The organism is Myxococcus sp. NMCA1, assembly GCF_026810205.1.
GTDB classification, from domain to species: Bacteria; Myxococcota; Myxococcia; order Myxococcales; family Myxococcaceae; genus Myxococcus; species Myxococcus xanthus_A.
This window is the reverse complement of sequence record NZ_CP113950.1, coordinates 2,299,330-2,315,691: the sequence shown is the minus strand read 5'-3', so window position 1 is coordinate 2,315,691 and position 16,362 is coordinate 2,299,330. Positions and strand designations below refer to the sequence as shown.

The 16,362-nt window shown below is 69.8% G+C and carries 15 protein-coding genes; 7 read left to right on the top strand and 8 right to left on the bottom strand.

Annotated features, from left to right (window positions below; translation table 11 throughout):
• Positions 1–8: 8 nt before the first annotated feature.
• Positions 9–953, bottom strand: coding sequence for a zinc ribbon domain-containing protein (locus tag OZ403_RS09945; protein ID WP_268784042.1), 945 nt, complete (start codon positions 951–953; stop codon positions 9–11).
• 526 nt (positions 954–1,479) lie between these two features.
• On the opposite strand from OZ403_RS09945, the gene OZ403_RS09940 reads away from it, so the two are divergent.
• Entirely contained in the window at positions 1,480–1,722 is a 243-nt protein-coding gene (locus tag OZ403_RS09940) for a hypothetical protein (protein WP_043612925.1), read from the top strand.
• Positions 1,723–1,783: 61 nt separating this feature from the next.
• On the opposite strand, the gene OZ403_RS09935 is transcribed toward OZ403_RS09940, so the two are convergent.
• Positions 1,784–2,035 (bottom strand): hypothetical protein, encoded by a 252-nt coding sequence (locus OZ403_RS09935; protein WP_140789124.1) that lies wholly within the window; start codon positions 2,033–2,035, stop codon positions 1,784–1,786.
• A gap of 162 nt (positions 2,036–2,197) precedes the next feature.
• Positions 2,198–3,682 carry a TolB family protein gene (locus OZ403_RS09930; RefSeq protein ID WP_268784041.1) on the bottom strand — a complete coding sequence of 495 codons (1,485 nt, stop codon included), beginning with the start codon at positions 3,680–3,682 and terminating at the stop codon, positions 2,198–2,200.
• Between the two features lie 120 nt (positions 3,683–3,802).
• Between OZ403_RS09930 and OZ403_RS09925 the strand changes: the two genes are divergently transcribed.
• Together OZ403_RS09925 and OZ403_RS09920 are read left to right on the top strand one after the other, a co-directional pair.
• Complete coding sequence (locus tag OZ403_RS09925; protein ID WP_268784040.1) at positions 3,803–4,600, top strand: TatD family hydrolase; 798 nt, start codon at positions 3,803–3,805, stop codon at positions 4,598–4,600.
• Between the two features lie 28 nt (positions 4,601–4,628).
• On the top strand, positions 4,629–5,495 hold the full coding sequence (locus OZ403_RS09920) for a tRNA threonylcarbamoyladenosine dehydratase (RefSeq protein WP_011552069.1): 867 nt from the start codon (positions 4,629–4,631) through the stop codon (positions 5,493–5,495).
• A gap of 4 nt (positions 5,496–5,499) precedes the next feature.
• On the opposite strand, the gene OZ403_RS09915 is transcribed toward OZ403_RS09920, so the two are convergent.
• Positions 5,500–6,483, bottom strand: a complete 984-nt coding sequence (locus tag OZ403_RS09915; protein WP_140789118.1) for a RecB family exonuclease — start codon at positions 6,481–6,483, stop codon at positions 5,500–5,502.
• Positions 6,484–6,579: 96 nt separating this feature from the next.
• Here OZ403_RS09915 and OZ403_RS09910 point away from each other — a divergent pair, with 96 nt between their 5' ends.
• From OZ403_RS09910 to OZ403_RS09900, 3 genes are all read left to right on the top strand, one after another.
• Positions 6,580–7,407 carry an SDR family oxidoreductase gene (locus OZ403_RS09910; RefSeq protein WP_328285517.1) on the top strand — a complete coding sequence of 276 codons (828 nt, stop codon included), beginning with the start codon at positions 6,580–6,582 and terminating at the stop codon, positions 7,405–7,407.
• Complete coding sequence (gene mutY / locus OZ403_RS09905; protein ID WP_268784039.1) at positions 7,404–8,726, top strand: A/G-specific adenine glycosylase; 1,323 nt, start codon at positions 7,404–7,406, stop codon at positions 8,724–8,726. The genes OZ403_RS09910 and mutY overlap by 4 nt, the downstream gene beginning before the upstream one ends.
• 156 nt (positions 8,727–8,882) lie before the next feature.
• Positions 8,883–9,107, top strand: coding sequence for a DUF2934 domain-containing protein (locus tag OZ403_RS09900; RefSeq protein ID WP_140789116.1), 225 nt, complete (start codon positions 8,883–8,885; stop codon positions 9,105–9,107).
• Between the two features lie 31 nt (positions 9,108–9,138).
• Here OZ403_RS09900 and OZ403_RS09895 read toward each other — a convergent pair whose 3' ends face one another.
• On the bottom strand, positions 9,139–9,978 hold the full coding sequence (locus OZ403_RS09895) for an FRG domain-containing protein (protein WP_140796398.1): 840 nt from the start codon (positions 9,976–9,978) through the stop codon (positions 9,139–9,141).
• An 88-nt stretch (positions 9,979–10,066) separates the two neighbouring features.
• Positions 10,067–11,158, bottom strand: a complete 1,092-nt coding sequence (locus tag OZ403_RS09890) for a hypothetical protein (RefSeq protein WP_140789114.1) — start codon at positions 11,156–11,158, stop codon at positions 10,067–10,069.
• Positions 11,159–11,297: 139 nt separating this feature from the next.
• Between OZ403_RS09890 and OZ403_RS09885 the strand changes: the two genes are divergently transcribed.
• On the top strand, positions 11,298–11,894 hold the full coding sequence (locus OZ403_RS09885) for a hypothetical protein (protein WP_237078178.1): 597 nt from the start codon (positions 11,298–11,300) through the stop codon (positions 11,892–11,894).
• 14 nt (positions 11,895–11,908) lie between these two features.
• Here the strand turns inward: OZ403_RS09885 and metH are convergent, their stop codons facing one another.
• Positions 11,909–15,424, bottom strand: coding sequence for a methionine synthase (metH, locus tag OZ403_RS09880; protein ID WP_268784038.1), 3,516 nt, complete (start codon positions 15,422–15,424; stop codon positions 11,909–11,911).
• Complete coding sequence (locus tag OZ403_RS09875) at positions 15,421–16,317, bottom strand: ArsR/SmtB family transcription factor (RefSeq protein ID WP_140789109.1); 897 nt, start codon at positions 16,315–16,317, stop codon at positions 15,421–15,423. The genes metH and OZ403_RS09875 overlap by 4 nt, the downstream gene beginning before the upstream one ends.
• Positions 16,318–16,362: the final 45 nt, after the last annotated feature.

Genomic DNA, 16,362 nt, shown 5'->3' with positions numbered 1-16,362 from the left:
TGAGCCCCTTACTGCAACGCGAGTCCCGCGCCCACCGTCGTGAAGGCCACCTCGTCCGCGCCGCCACTCGCCTGGGCAGCCACCACCGCCAGCCCCACGAGCCGCCCGTCCGCCAGCACCCCGCACGCCAGCGTGCCTCCCGCGCCACCCGGCGTGCGCAGCGGATGCACGGTGGCCTTGCTCCCCAACGCCGGAGGCGCGGGAAGTGACACCGCCTCACCCAACGTGCCGCCCAGCGCCTGGAGTAACCCCTTGCACCCCACGGCCGCCGCCTTGCCCGTGCCGCGCTCCACCCAGAGCAGGCCATAACGCCCCTGCGCCATGTCGCCGAAGCCCACGCCGCCGCCCTGCAGGGTGGACGCGGGCAGCACCAGGTGCGGTGCGAGCTGCTCGCGCGTCAGCTGTCCCCACCCCGCGGGCAGCTCCAGCCGATACCCCAGCTCGCTGCCCACCAGGGACTGACGCACACCCGCGCCCGACGTCCCCGCGATGGGGAGCGCCAGCAACCCCGCGGAGGCGACCGCCGCCCCCAGCCCCAAACCCAACCCCAGGTAGCGCCGCATGGGCCCCGGCTCGCCCACCACCATGACCAGCGCGAGCACCCCGAGGATGAAGTAGGCCACGTGGACGGGGGCCAGCGGTGCCTCGCGCGCCAACCAGCCCGTGGCCAGCAGTTGCACCACCACGCCCAACTGCGCCATCCCCTTCGCGGGGCCGCGGTTGAGCACCAGCACCAGCGCGAGCACCGCGCCCAGGCACACCAGGCCGTACGTCCACGTGGGGTCCTCCAGCGAGCCCAACAGGCCCGCGGCGCGGACGAACCAGGCCGCGGCGCTCGCCAGCAACACCCCCGCAGCAGGGCCCGGATGGGCGGACACCGCGCTGGTGACAAGGTCCCCGCCGAACACCGTGGCGTCGTCGTCCGCCTCCACCATGGGCCGGTCCAACCGCATCCGGCCAACCTTCTTGTGGGACTGGAGATGGTCGAACGGCTCCCCGCACGAGGGGCACGCTCTGGCACCGCGCGGAATGGGGCTGTGGCCGCAGTTCGGACAGAGAGTCTGGGGCATGCCCCCGGCGTATACCGCACTGCCCGCGCCGCCCACGAGGCCACGACATTCGTGTCAGGATGTTCTGGCTTTCCGCCCGGAAAGACGGACTTCTGCGGGAAGGCTCGACTCTGACATCGAGGTCAGATTGGACCTAGGTGCCAAGAATTGTAAGCCACGTGACGAAACGGGGCCGTTGAACGAAACGTCGAGATTGCGCTCAGAGTGAACGAAAACGCTCGATGAAACGATTCATACCCGGGCAGCACCGTGAACCCAGTGAGCTGACTATCTGCTTAACCCCGCTTTCTGCCTGGGAAATGAGGGGTATTGTCCCACCGGCCAGGTAGTCAGGCCGCTGGCACCTCAACTGCATGTGTCAGACCCACGGTGTACTCACCCGCGTAGCACGGTGCGGTGGGAGGAACCCATGGGCAAGCGGACGACTCGTAGAAGTGGCGCGGTTCCCAGGCAGGGCCGGCGGGTGATGCCCGCGCTCCGGCGAACGGCCCAGCGGGCCCGGGCGGCGGCGGGCAAGGTCCACCTGACGGTGGGCGAGGTCATCGCGGCGGCCTTCGAGACCTCCGGCGGGGAGCTGGTGGACGTGCTGGCCCAGCTCACCTCGCCGCAGATGACCCGGGCGCTGGGGCGCCGCATCGTCGTGGAAGGCTGAGCCCTCCGTCCCTGTCTCGGCCGGCGTGGCGCGCGCGTCTGCCCCCGCGGCGGCGTGGACGTCAGTCTCCCGCCATCAGGATGCCAGCGTTGTAGCGCTGCCGCGTGGGTTCTCCCGCGAGCAGCTTCTCGAAGTCTTCCGCGTTGTTCGGGTGCACCAGGAAGCTGCCGGAGCGTGTCTCCAGGCGCACAGGTGCGGCCAGCGGCTGTGGCTCCTCGGCCACGGCGCCACCACTGCCCTCGTCCAGGCTGTGAGCCGGCACGGTGGCGCAGGCGGTGAAGAGCAGGAAGCCAGGAACAAGAAAGCGCCTCATGCGGGTCCTCCGGTGGACGGGCCCAAGGGTGGGCCCGCGCGCCCCTCCCTATGCCGCATCTCACGCCGAGACAAGGCGCCGCGCGCCATCCCGGAAGCGACGAAGGCCCGCGTCCCCTGGGGAGACGCGGGCCTGGGACTTCACGCCGTCAACGGCCTGGGGCTACCGGGGCTGCCAGCGCGGGCGGTGGTCATCGCCGCGCGACGTCTGGAGGGTGTAGTCCCCCAGCGGGTGGACGATGGGGTCACCCACCTTCGCGCCCGCCGCCGGGTCAATCTGCTGGACGTAGAGCTGCCCCGCCTGGATGTAGGCCACGTAGTGGCCATCCGGAGAGAACGACGGGAGCGTGGCGCCCTCGGCGAAGCTGACCTCATCCCCCACCGGGGCGCCGTCCGCCGGGTTGATGCGGCGCAGGAAGATGATGTTGCCCGGGTCGCCGGCGCAGGGCGAGGTGCCGGCGCCGCAGAGCTCCGGCTCACCCGTGGTGGGGTTGAAGAAGTAGGCGCGCACGTACGCCACCCAGCTGCCATCCCGCGCCCAGGTGGGGTTGGCGATGTAGGAATCCACCGAGCCACCCTCGACGGCCGCCGTGCTGAACTCGGCAATTGTCTGCACGGCGGCGCCGCTCACGGGGACGATGTAGAGCGCGGTGTTCAGCCCCACCGGCCGCGAGTCATCCGGACGGAGGAACAGGAGCTGGTCATTGACGCGGTTGTAGTGCGGCTGCTCCGCCGTGGGGCCCGCGATGGCCAGCGGCTTGGGCGCGCCGCCACCCACGGTGTCCGTGGAGATGCCGACGGTGGCGGTGCTGAACGCGAACGTGTTGCCATTGCGCCAGGCCGGGGAGGAACCCAACGCTGTGACCTGCTCCACCTTGCCGCCCTCTGCCGGGACGCGGGAGATGCCGGAGATGCTGTCGCCATCGCGGCGCACGTACAGGAGAGAATCACCCGGCTCCCACTCCAGGTAGAGGAAGCCCTCGGTGCTGCCCGTGGTGCCGTTGGCGAGCATCGTGGGCGTGCCCGCCACCAGCGGCACGTCGCGCGCCACCAGCTCACCGGCCAGGTTCCCCGTCGAGCTGCCCGTCTCGGTGGCGCCCTGGACGAAGGCAATCCGGTTGCCGGCCGGGTTCCAGCGCGGGTAGAGGCTGTTCTCTGCGGCGTCCGACAGCCGCGTGGGCTCCGGCTCATCAAAGCGCGTCACCACCGCAGCCATTTCGTCGGTGTCGTCCATGGCCGTGAAGGCGACGTGCAGCGCCTGACACGTCATGGCCTCGGTCGTGCCCTCACAACGCAGGCCCGCGGCGCAGTCGGAGGACGCGGTGCAAGCCTCGCCCTTGGCCCCCGTGCCAATGACGACCACGCCACCGTCGTCGCCCGTGCCGGCGTCCACTTCAGTGCCCGCGTCCGCTTCGGTGCCAGCGTCTTCCTCGGTGCCGGCGTCCTCTTCCGTCCCAGCGTCCTCCTCGGGCGGCCGCTGGACATCGCGCAGCTCACAGTTGCCCGAGCGGCACGTCCAATCCTTCCCCGCCGGGGGTGGCCCGTTGTCGCTGCGGCAGTCGAATGCATCGACACACTCGTCACCGCACCCCGTCAACAGCACCAGCAGCACGCCACACAGCGCGCTGATAACGACACGCTTGGTCATGGAAACCCTCCGGAGAATAGAGGGCGCGTATACCGTCAGCCTTTCCGGGCGCGCTTACCCGGATGCGCAGGAGCACGCAGCGTGTTCCTGAATGAACGGCCCAAGGGAGCTGCCTGCTCAATGATAGACACCCATTGCCACCTGGATGCGTCCCGCTTCGACGCCGACAGGAATGAAGTCCTCTCACGCGCATGGGCCGCGGGCCTCCACGGCATCGTCATCCCTGGCGTGGGCCCGCATGACTGGGAGCCCTTGCTGGAGATGTCCCGCCAGGATGCCCGCCTTCAGGTGGGCCTGGGCATCCACCCGCAGCTCCTCCCCGACATGCCCCCGGAAGAGGACGACGCCGTGCTCGAACACCTGGACGCGCTGCTCGCGAAGGGCGGCGCGGCGGCCGTGGGTGAGTGCGGATTGGACGGCCCCAGCCTTCCGGGCGCGCCGCTGGAACGGCAGGTGACGGTGCTGAAGCGACACCTCGCGCTGGCGCGCAAGCACGGCCTGCCCGTGCTGATGCACTGTCACCGGCTGCACCCGGCCCTCATCGAACTGCTGAAGGAGGAGCCCCTCCCCGAGGCCGGCCTGCTCATGCACAGCTACAGCGGCGGCGTGGAGCTGGCGCGCTTCTATCTCCAGAAGGGCTGCCACTTCTCCTTCGCGGGCCCCGTCACCTGGGCGGGGGCCCGCAAGCCCCTGGATGCGCTCCGGGCCATCCCCCTGGACCGGCTGATGGCGGAGACGGACGCCCCGGACCAGGCCCCCACGCCCCACCGGGGGACGCGCTCCGAGCCGGGCTACCTTCCCCACATCCTGGAGGGCATGGCCCACGTCCGAGGGGAGCCCGTCGAGGAGGTCGCCCGGCAGACGACCGAGAATGCCCGCCGCTTCTTCCGGGAAGCTTTCCCTGCGCCTTCGCGGTAGGCGAGCGGTCGCGTTATAGAGGACCGCCATGAACCCGCAGCCGCTCCCCGCCCCTGCCCCTGAGACTCCGCCCACCGCCCCGGACTCGCTCGCCCGTCCCTTCAAGCTCTCCCGGCGCTTCGACCGGACCGGCCGCCTGCTGGGCGACTCCGCGATGGAGCGGCTGGCCAACGCGCGCGTGGTGGTGTTCGGCCTGGGCGGCGTGGGCAGCTTCGCGGCGGAGGGCCTGGTGCGCAGCGGCATTGGCCACCTGACGCTGGTGGACCATGACGACGTGTGCGTCACCAACACCAACCGCCAGCTCCACGCGACGGTGAAGGCCGTGGGCAAGCCCAAGGCGGAGCTGATGGCGCAGCGCTGCCAGGAAATCAATCCGGCGGCGAAGGTGGAGGCGGTGCGCGAGTTCTACCGCGCGGACGTGGCCGAGCAGATGCTCCAGCCGGGCCAGTACGACTTCGTCGTGGACGCCATCGACAACGTGAAGGCGAAGCTGCACCTGCTGCACCGCTGCGTGACGCTGGGCGTGCCGGTGGTCAGCTCCATGGGCGCCGCGGGCCGGTTGGACCCCACCGCCATCCGCGTGGAGGACCTGTCCGAGACGCACATGGACCCCTTCGCCAAGGACATCCGCAAGCTGCTCAAGCGCAAGTACGCGGTGGAGACGGACAAGCACACGGGCATCACCGCCGTGTACTCCATCGAAGCGCGGCGGCTGCCGGTGACGCTCCAGTACGACGACGCCACCGACGGCTTCCTGTGCGTGTGCCCGCAGGACAACGAGTTCCACACCTGCGACCACCGCACGCAGATTGACGGCAGCGTGGCCTTCGTCACGTCCTGCTTCGGGATGAACGCGGCGGGCGTGGTGGTGCGGCGGCTCGCGTCGGCGCGCTAGGCGCTCAGACCACCTGCTGCGGTTGGGGCACTTCGGCCGCGGCGCCCTCACGTCCGCAGGGACGGCGGAAGACACACCGCGCGCAGGACGTCAGCGACTCCGTGGGCGGAAACGCGGACGCGTCCAGCGGCGTGTTGGTGGCCGGGTCCTTCAGCAGCGAGCGCATCTTCGCCACACTCTGCTCGAAGTGCCGGTGGAAGGAGGCCATGGCCTCCGGGTCCACCGTGACGTCCTGCTCCTTGCCCTCGTTGAGGTACACGAGCGAGGCGCGCACCTTCTCCACCGGGAAGCGGTAGCGCTGGGCCACGTAGAGCGCGTAACCGAGCACCTGCTCGTCGTACCCGTCGCGCGACTTGCCCGTCTTCCAGTCCACCACCACCGGCGTGCCGTCCGCATCCACGAAGGCCAGGTCGGGAATTGCGAAGACCTTGAGGCCGTCCATCGTGAAGTGGGCGAAGTCGAAGCCCGCGTCCACCTCCAGCCACTGCTCGGGCTTGAGGCTGTGCGCCAGGTCCTTCCAGCGCGAGGAGAAGAACCACGACAGCGCGGAGCGCACCGTCTCCCAGTTCTGCTTCCACGCCTCGTCCGGCACGGCTTCGGCGTACTCGTGCTCCACCAGACCGGTGAACTGCTTGCGGTACTTCTGCGACCAGTAGTTCTTCGAGCGCGAGTGCCGGAAGTCGTCCTGCATCAGCTTGCGCGTGCGCGCCTCCACCGCCGCCGGGTCCACCTCGCGGCCCGCGCGCCAGTCCAACAGCACGTCCTTGATGCTCTCGTGCACCACGCTGCCGGCCCACGTGTAGCGGTTGCCCAGCTTCTTCAGCACGTAGAGCTCGCGTACGTCCTTGGGCGCGCTCGCCTCCCAGCCGCCCCAGGAGCGGTAGTAGTAGAGGTAGTACGCGCGAAGGCACTCGGAGAACTTCTCGTGGCGGCTCTTGGACCAGGAGAAGTCGTTGCTGAGAGGGGGGCGCCGCATGAAGGCGCGCATCCTAGGCGTTCGCCCGCTCCACCAGAAGGGGAACAGGCGAGGAAACAGGCCCCCGCTGGTCGCTGAAAGACAGTCCCCCCAGGCAACCGGGAAGGTATGGTGCGCGTCGGCATGAAGACCCAACCCTTCAAGGGCCGGGTGGTCCTCATCACGGGGGCTTCCGGAGGCATTGGCAGGGCGGCGGCGAGGGCCTACGCCGCCGCGGGCGCGGATGTCGTCCTGGCCGCGCGCCGGCTTCCCGAGCTCGAGGACGCAGCCCGTGAAGTGGCGTCACTGGGCGTGAGGGCACTGCCGGTGCGGTGCGACGTCACGGTGGGCGACGACGTGACGCGGCTGGTGCGCGAGACGGATGCTGCCTTCGGTGGGCTGGATGTGCTCGTCAACAACGCGGGCCAGGGACTCTACGGACCGCTGGAGGGCGTTGGGGAGGAGCAACTCCGGCAGGTCTTCGAGCTGAACGTCTTCAGTCTATGGCGGATGACGCGCGAGGCACTGCCGCTGTTGCGCAAGCGGCGTGGCGCGCAGGTGGTCAACGTCAGCTCCGTGCTGGGCCACCGGGGACTGCCGCTGCTGGGCGGCTACTGCGCGTCCAAGGCCGCGGTGAATGCAATGACGGAGTCGCTGCGCGCGGAGCTGGCCGCCGAGGGCATCCAGGTGCTGCTCGTGTCGCCCGGCTTCACCGAAAGCGACTTCCGGGAGAACCGCCTCCATGCGGAGGGCTGGCGACAGGACGCCATCCCGCTGAAGGCCATGTCCGCGGAAGAAGTCGCCGACGCGATGGTTCGTGCGAGCCGGAGTGGACGGCGCGACACCGTGCTCACGCTGCCCGGCCGGGTGATGGTGGTGGCCAACCGGTGGGTGCCCTCCCTGTTCGACCGTGTCGCCCGCCGCATGGCGGTGGCTTCGAAGAAGAAGGACGCATGACCTCCCGCAGTCCCCGTGTCCCCCGCACGAAGCCTTCTGCTTCAACGTCCGGCGGTGCCGCATCCAAGACTCGCTCGAAGCCCGCCATCGAGGACGTGCAGGTGCCGCGCGAAAGCATCGCCACGAAGACGCGAGCTGCCGTCACGGCCGCGGCATCACCCGAGGAAGCGCCAGCCCGGCAGACTCGCGCCGGGCGTCCTCCTTCCGCGCCGCCCGCGGCCACTGTCCCCCCCGCTCCGGCGCACCTCGCCAGCGTGCGTGGGCCGCTGCTGGACTGGTACGACCGGAACAAGCGCGACCTGCCCTGGCGCCGCACCCGGGACCCGTATGCCATCTGGCTGAGCGAAGTCATGCTCCAGCAGACCCAGGTGTCGACGGTGATTCCCTACTGGGAGCGGTTCCTCGCGCGATTCCCCACGGCGCGCGCGTTGGCCTCGGCGCCGCTGGATGACGTGCTCGCGGGCTGGAAGGGCCTGGGCTACTACAGCCGCGCCCGCAACCTGCACCGCGCCGCACAGGAAGTCGTCGCGCGCTTCGGCGGCACCCTGCCGTCCGCCGCCGCGGAGCTGCTCGAACTGCCCGGCTTCGGCCGCTACACCGCAGGCGCGGTGGCCTCCATCGCCTTTGGCGAAGAAGCGCCGCTGGTGGACGGCAACGTCGCGCGCGTCTTCTCTCGCATCTTCGAGGTCGAAGGCGCTCCAGGAGACCGCCAGCGAGAAGCCACACTGTGGGCACTCGCCACCGCGCTGGTGAAGGGCGAGCGGCCCGGTGACTTCAATCAGGCCCTCATGGAGCACGGCGCAACCACGTGCCGGCCAGAGAACCCGCTGTGCCTGCTGTGCCCCGTGCGCGGAGCCTGTGTCGCCTTCCGCAAGGGCCGCGTGGACGAGCTGCCCCCCGCCAAGGTGCGAGCCACGCCCAAGAAGCTGACGCTGGCCGTCGCCGTGTGGCCCCATGCTGGCACCCTCCTCTTCGCCCGCCGCGCGGACGCCGGGCTCTTCGGAGGCCTATGGGAGCTGCCGGCCGCCGAAATCGCCGACGACGCACCGGACAGCGAAGCCCGCGCCCGGCTCGCCGCCGCGCTGGGCGTCGACGTGACGTTGGAAGGCGCGCTGGGCACCGTGAAGCGGCAGCTCACCCACCGTGACCTCTCGCTGCGGCTGCTGCGCGTCTCCGGTCCTCGCCGGCCCACGAGCACACCCGCCTTCCAGGAGCTTCGCTGGTGCTCCCCTGCTGATGCGGGGGACCTCGGCATGAGCACCGCGATGCAGCGAGCGCTCGACGTCGTGCTTGGGGCGAGCGTGCTGTCAGGCGGTTGAGCGCTTCGACGCCGACCCCGCACGTCCCGCTGTCCGTCGCTCGACACAGAGGCAGTCCTCCTGTCGCACTGACAACCCCGGCCCCCGCATGCCGGTTTCTTTCAGCATCGACGCGCCCCAATCTCCGCGGACTCTTTCCACCGGAGGAATCCGAGCATGGCACGCCACACCGCCAACAAGCAGACGGGGCCGTCTTCGAGCAAGCCGCCTGCCCCCCCGGCCCCAACCAAGCCTCGGGCTCCGGAGTCGCGCCCCGGCCCCACCAACGAGCAGCTTGCCCGCCGGGCCTACGAAATCTTCCTGGCCCGGGGCGGTACGCACGGCAACTCCGAGCAGGACTGGTTTCAGGCCGAGCGAGAGCTTCGGCTCGGCCGTCAATGACAGTCCGCCGTCGTGTAGCCGCCAGGCCGACTCACTTCGCCACACGCCGCCGCGGGCGCCCCGCCGGAGCGCCCGCGGCGCACACGGAGGCACGTGGGCTGTAGTAACGCCGAAGCCAGCGGCTGAGCCCGTCGAAGCCAGGGAAGAGCACGCGCTCGGTAATGTTGCTCTGGTCCAGTTTGTCGCGCACCTCCCACTTGAGCGCGGCGGGAATGATGAGCTTGCGCACGCCTTCCGCCTGGGCTTCGAGAAAGGTGTCCAGGCAGAGCTCGGGCCCGTTCATCACCGAGAAGAGTGCGAACTGATTCACGATGCGGGCATCCAACGACGGTGGCTCCAGGAAGAGCACGAACGGGTGCTTCGCGAGGTGGTCGAAAGTAGAGAGGTCCGACGCCGCCATGGCCAGCATCTCCCCCGTGAAGACGTCCGCGCCTTCTCGCCGGAGCAGTGTCTTCAGCCGCCTGGGAAGGTGGCGATTCGTCTGGCGGTAGTCCACGCACCACACCACGCCGTCCTCGCCATACCGCTCCGGGTTCTCGGTGAGGAAGTGGAGCGCCACATAGGGGCTGAAGGTCCAATCCAGCATCCGCGTGGGCAGTCCATGATGCTGGGCCAGGGCGAGCCAGTCCCAGAGTGACTCCACGGACTGCGGGCTGTAGCCCCGCGCGTACTTTCGGAAGGCCCTCAGCAGGTCCTTCTCCTTGCGCACGAACAGGCCCTTGCGGTTGAGCGCCGTGGACAAATCGTTGGCCACCTGGGGCATGCCACGGAAAACGAAGGTGGAGCGGTGACGCCCCAACACCTCGCTCCACGACCCGGCGAAGAGCGCGTCCTGCAACTCCAACCATGTCCCGATACGCTGCTCCAACATGGGCGCATGAACCCCCGCGACAAGATATGCATCGCGGCGGCCCATGCCCCTGGGCAGGGAATCCTTCAGCGCGGGGGGATGAGCCCGCTCAGTGGGGATTCACGGTGTCAACGGAGGGACGCTCGGCGGAGAGCGCGCTCCGGAGCCGCCGCTGCGCCACCTTGAGCTCCTCCAGGATGCGCTCCGCGTCGATGACCGAGCGCATCGCCAGTCCACACGCGGGCGTCAGCACCACCGTGGACACCACCTGCGCGAAGGTGAAGCCGCGAGGCAGCGCCGCCTTCAGCGTGGCCTCCACCGAGTCCACCAGCTCTCCCACTTCATAGGTGGACGCCAGGTCCGTGGGGATGATGCCCAGGCTCAACGTCGCGCCCGCGCCGAGGAAACGCTCCAGCGCGGCGCCCGCCTCCACCATCGCGTCCAATGACAGACGCACGTCCAGGGAGAGCAGGTCCGGCTGGACATCCAGCAACGCGGCCCAGTCCGTGTTGCCGCAGCAGTGCAGGCCCACCAGCGCGCCTTCGCGCTGCAAGGCCACCACCAGCAGCTTCAGCTCCTGCATGGCAATCAGGTGCCGGGGATTCGTCCGCTGGAGCGCATAGAGCCCGGGCTCGTCCAGGTAGAACAGCGGCGTGGTGCCCGCGCGGCGAAGCGCCTTCACCATGGCCAGTGAGCGCGCCAGCGTCAGCCGGTACATCGCTTCATCCAGGCCCGGCACCTCCAGCGCGGGCTGTCCGTCGGTGGTGCGCGCCACCGAGCGCACCGTGAAGGGGCCCGCGAGCTGCGCCTTCGCGAAGGCCAGCTTCCGCGTCTCCACCTCCCACAGGAAGGGCCGCCACGCCCGGCATGCCTCGGGTGAGGGTTCGAAGGCCTCGAACTGGCCGGACTGGAACGCGGCCTCCAGCCGCGCCTCGAAGGCCGCGCGCCCCGCCTGCCAGGCCGCGAGGTCCACCGTACACAGGCCCTCCTCATCGAAGGCCAGGCCCGGCAGCCCCTCCAGCGCCGCGGGAATCATCAACTCCGAGGGCTTGCCCACCGGCAGTTGCGGCAGGAACGGGATGTCCAGGGCCAGCGCGGCCTGGAGCCCCAGCTCCACTTGCGTGTGCGGCAGGCTCCCGATTCCGGTGGTGGCACAGGCAGGCAGCAACTGGACGGCTCGGCGGATGTTCGGCGCGCTCATGGCGCGGACTCTATCCCCTCCCCGGCCTTCCGGTGTGGCTGCCCATCCCCGATGCGCCGGGTTCCCGACCTTCCTGTCCGGCAACAACGTTCCACCCGAGAACCGGGAGACACCCCGGCGGACAAGGGAGGGGGCATTCATGAACAGGCGATGTGGATGGGGGACGGGCACCCTTGCGGCGGCATTGCTCGCCAGTCCCGCCGTCGCGGAGACGCCCCGCGTCAAGGCGCAGCCCGCCCCGGGCTTCGGGGCATCCGGCCTGACAGTGCGCAGCGGCGTGACGACGTGGTCGGGCAACGTGGGCAGGGAGACGGGCGTGGGCGCGTTCCTGGCCCTGCTGGGAGAAGTCCCCATCGTCTCCGGTGTGGGCCTGGAGCTGGGCTACGAGGGCTCCGCCAACGGCTACGCGGAGCCCCGGCGCGGCACGCTGTGGCGGCACAACGGCGGCCTGCTGGCCAAGGTGGGCCCCACGCTCTTCTCGCAGTGGAAGCCCTTTGTCGGCGCGGGCGCGGGCGTCAGCTACTTCCACCCCACGCCCATGGACGTGGGCACCGCCTTCGAGAAGGGCTGGGGCGCGGAGGTGCCGCTCGCCGCCGGACTCGAGTACCGGTACAGCGGCGTCACCGCCGGCCTGCGCGCCACCTACCGCGTGCTCGTGGCGCGGGACTTCGCCCCGGGCAGCGCCGACGTCGGCAACCTCTTCAGCGCCGACCTCAGCCTGGGCGCGCGCTTCTGAGCCGCCACGTCACCTCACGTCACGGAGAAGTACGACGCCTGCGGGTGGTGGAAGACGATGGCGGACACCGAGGCCTCCGGCTCCATCATGGAGCCATCCGTGAGCTGCACGCCGATGTCCTCCGGCCGCAGCGCCGCGAACAGCTTCGACTGGTCCTCCAGCCGGGGACAGGCCGGGTAGCCAAAGGAATAGCGCTTGCCCACATACTCCGCGCGGAAGCGCTCCAGCATCGTCATGTCCTGCCGGTCCGGCGTGCCCCACATGCTGCGTAGCTGCGTGTGCAGCAGCTCCGCGTAGCCCTCCGCTGTCTCCAGCGCCAGGGCCTGCACCGCGTGCATCTTCAGGAACTCGCCCTTCGCCTTCAGCTCCTCGGACAGCTCGCGGATGCCGGAGCCCGCGGTGACGACGAACATGGCCACGTTGTCCGTCGGCGCGCCGCCCTCCAGCGGACGCAGGTAGTCCGCCAGGCACAGGCCGCCTTCGCGGTCCTGGCGCGGGAAGTCGAAGGACGCGGCCTCCTTGCCGGACGCGCCGTCGAAGAGCACCACCCGGTTGCCGTCACTGCCCGCCTTGTAGAACTGGAACACCGCGCGCGCCTGCATGAGGCCGCCGCGCAGGAAGCCCTTCAGCTCCTCCACGGCCTCCTTGAGGGCCAGCGCCTTGCGGCCCTCCTCCGTCTTCGCCAGCTCCGCCTCGGCCGGCGTGCCCAGCACCCGAGATGAAGAGCGAAGCCCCAGGTGCCGTCCGTAGAGCATCACCGGGTTGATGAACTTCCAGATGTGGTCCAGCGGCGTGTTGGACAGCACGTGCCGATCCCAGTCCGGCGCGGACGGCACGCTGTCCAGCACCTTCACCTCCGCACTGCGCCCGCGCGTCACCACCGCCGCCGGAGCCGGCCGCTCCTTCACCTCGCGCGCCAGCTTCTCCCGGCGGACGGTCAGCTCGCCGCGCAGCTTCTCGTGCGAGGACGGATCCACAATCTGCTTGGCCAGCTCGAGCCCGTTCATCGCGTCCTGCGCGTAGGCCACCGTGCCGGCGCCGTAGGCCGGGGCGATGTTGCGGTCCACGAAGTTGCGGCTGAGCGCGGCGCCGCCCACCAGAATCGGCACGTCCACGCCCGCCCGCTTCAGGTCCTCCGCGGTGGCCACCATCTGGTGCGCGCTCTTCACCAGCAGGCCCGACAGGCCCAGGATGTCCGGCTGGTGCTCACGCACGGCAAGCACCAACTGCTCGGGGGGCACCTTGATGCCCAGATTCACCACGTGGAAGCCGTTGTTGGCCAGGATGATTTCCACCAGGTTCTTCCCGATGTCGTGCACGTCGCCCTTCACCGTGGCGAGCACCACCTTGCCTCGCATGGCCGCCTGGGCCTTGCTCATGTGCGGCTCCAGGAAGCCCACCGCGGCCTTCATGGACTCGGCGCTCTGGAGCACCTCCGCGACAATCAACTCGTTGGCGCCGAAGAGGCGGCCCACCTCATCCATGCCCTTCATCAGCGGACCGTTGATGATTTCCAGCGGCGAGTACTTCTGCATGGCCGCTTCCAGGTCCGCGGTGAGGCCGTCACGCGTGCCTTCGATGATGTAGCGCTGGAGCCGCTCTTCCAGCGGCAGCGTGCTCACCTGGGCCCGCGCGGCCTTGCGCTCACGGAAGGCCGCGGCGAAGGGCGTCACCGGGTCCGCGCCGCGGTTGTAGAGCAGGTCCTCGGACAGCTTGCGCTCTTCCTCGGGGAGCGACGGGTAGCGCTCCAGCTTCTCCGAGTTGACCAGCGCCATGTCCAGGCCCGCCTGGACGCTGTGGTACAGGAAGACGGAGTTGAGCACCTCGCGGCCCGCGGTGGGCAGGCCGAAGGACACGTTGGAGATGCCCAGCACCGTCTTGCAGCGCGGGAAGCGCTGCTTGATGAGGCGCACGCCTTCAATCGTCTCCACGCCGCTGCCGGTGTACTGCGCGTCACCCGAGGCGCAGGGGAACACGAGCGGGTCGAAGTACAGGTCCTCCGGCTTCATGCCGTACTTCTTCGTCAGCAGCTCGTACGAGCGCTCCGCCACCTCCAGCTTGCGCTGGCGCGTGACGGCCATGCCCACCTCATCGATGCAACCCACCACCAGGGCCGCGCCGAAGCGGCGCGCCAGCGGCACCACCTTCTCGAAGCGCTCTTCACCGTCCTCCAGGTTGACCGAGTTGATGATGGCCTTGCCCTGGCTGTAGGTGAGCGCCATCTCGATGACGCGCTCGTCGGTGGAGTCAATCATCAAGGGCACGCGCACCTTCTTGATGACCACCTCCAGGAAGCTGCGCATGTCCTCCATTTCGTCCCGGTCCGGGTTGGCCAGGCAGATGTCGATGACCTGCGCGCCCCGCTTCACCTGCGCGCGCGCAATCTCCGACGCGTCGTCGAACTGGCCGGCGACGATGAGCTCCTTGAACTTCTTGCTGCCGATGACGTTGGTGCGCTCGCCCACGATGAGGGGGCGCTGCTCGTCCGTCACCTCCAGGTAGTCCACGCCGGACAGCGAGGCCCGGGAACGCGGCGAGCCCGCGCGTGGCTTCAGCCCTTGCACCGCCTTGGCCATCGTCTCGATGTGCCCCGCGTGCGTGCCACAACACCCCCCCACCACGTTGAGCCAGCCCTGCTCACAGAAGCGCCGCACGGAGCGCGCCAGCATCTCCGGCGTCTCCAGATAGTGGCCGTTCTCGTCCGGCAGGCCCGCGTTGGGCACACATGACACGGGGAACGCGCTCATCGACGCCAGCGAGCGCAGGTGGTCCGTCATGAAGTCCGGCCCCGTGGCGCAGTTGAGGCCCAGGTACAGCAGGTCCGCGTGCTCCAGCGACGCGGCCAGGCTCTCCACGCTCTGCCCGGCCAGCATGGTGCCCATGGGCTCAATCGTGCCGGACACCGCCACCGGCAGCGCGTAGCCCAGCTTCTGGAACGCGCGCTCGGCGCCCAGCAGCGCCGCCTTCACGTTGCGGGTGTCCTGCGCCGTCTCAATCAGCAGGTAGTCCGAGCCCCCCAGCGCGAGCCCTTCGGCCTGCACCGCGAAGTTGTCCACCAACTCCTCGAAGGTGACGCCGCCGGTGACGCTGATGGCCTTGGTGGTGGGGCCAATGGAGCCCGCGACCCAGCGCATGCGGCCGTCCTTCGCCTCGGCGGCGGCGGCGGCGTTGCGCGCCAGCCGGGCGGAGACCTCGTTGATTTCGAGCGCCTTGTGGCCCAGGCCGAACTCCGCCAGCACCAGCGGCGTGCCGCCGAAGCTGTCCGTCTCCGTCACGTCCGCGCCGGCCGCGAAGTAGCGCGCGTGGATGCTCTCCACCAGCTCCGGCCGCGTGAGGACGAGGTACTCGTTGCACCCCTCGTACTCCGGGCCGCCGAAGTCCGCCGCCTTGAGGTCCTCGTTCTGGAGCAGCGTGCCCATGGCGCCATCCAGCACCAGCACGCGCTCACGCATCGCGGCGCGCAGGGCCTCCACGCGACGGCCGTTCTCACCAGGAGGCAGCGGGAGGGCAGTGGGGACAGGGCTCGTCATGACGGTTTGACTCCAGTCAGCAGGAAGACACGAAAGGGGCTGGCCCCGTCCCGGGCGTGTGTCTCCCGGGTCAGGGACGTGAAGCCGGCCTCGCGCAGCGCGGCTTCGAGGGATTCAGGCGCGAAGCCCAGGTGCCGGTGGCCCAGCCGTTCCAGCACCCAGCGCTCCTCGTGCGGCATCAACTCCAACAGCACCAGCCGGCCGCCCGGCTTGAGCAGGCGGGCGGACTCGGCCAGCACCGCCTGCGGCTCCTCCACGTGGTGGAGGCTCTGCGAAATCACCACCAGGTCCAGGCTGGCGGACGCGAGCGACAGCCGGTGCAGGTCCTCGCGGAGGAAGCGGATGTTCTCCAGGCCCTCGCGGCCCGCCCGCTCCCGCGCCTGTTCCAGCGCGTCCGCGTTCTGGTCAATGGCCCAGACGCGCCGCGCCCAGCGGGCAATGGCCACGCTCAGCACACCGGTGCCGCAGCCGAAGTCGGCCACCTCCAGCGGTGGCAGCAGCGACGCCAGCGCACCCGCCCACAGGAACCACGACTGCCCTGGCTCCAGCAGCCGCTCGTTGAGGGCCTGCCGGTCCTCGCGCGCTCGCAGCAAATCCTTCAGCCGCGCCGAGTCCCCCGCCGCGTCCTCCGCCTGACGCGCCATCTGGATGAGCGGCCAGCGGCCATCCGCCTGCTCCAAGGCCAGCGAGTAGTAGCTGTAGCCCGCGTGGCGCTCCTCGCGCAGCAGGCCCAGTCCCTTCAGCTTGCCCAGGTGATGGGACACGGAGGACTGCGCCACGCCCACCAGGGACACCAGCTCCGTCACATTCAACGGGGCCTCTGCCACCAACCGGAGGATGCGCAGCCGTGTCGGGTCTCCGAGCACCCGGAATGACTGGGAGAGCTCTTCCATATCGCTGCATCAACATATGTCGATGCCGGGCCCGAGGCCAGCATT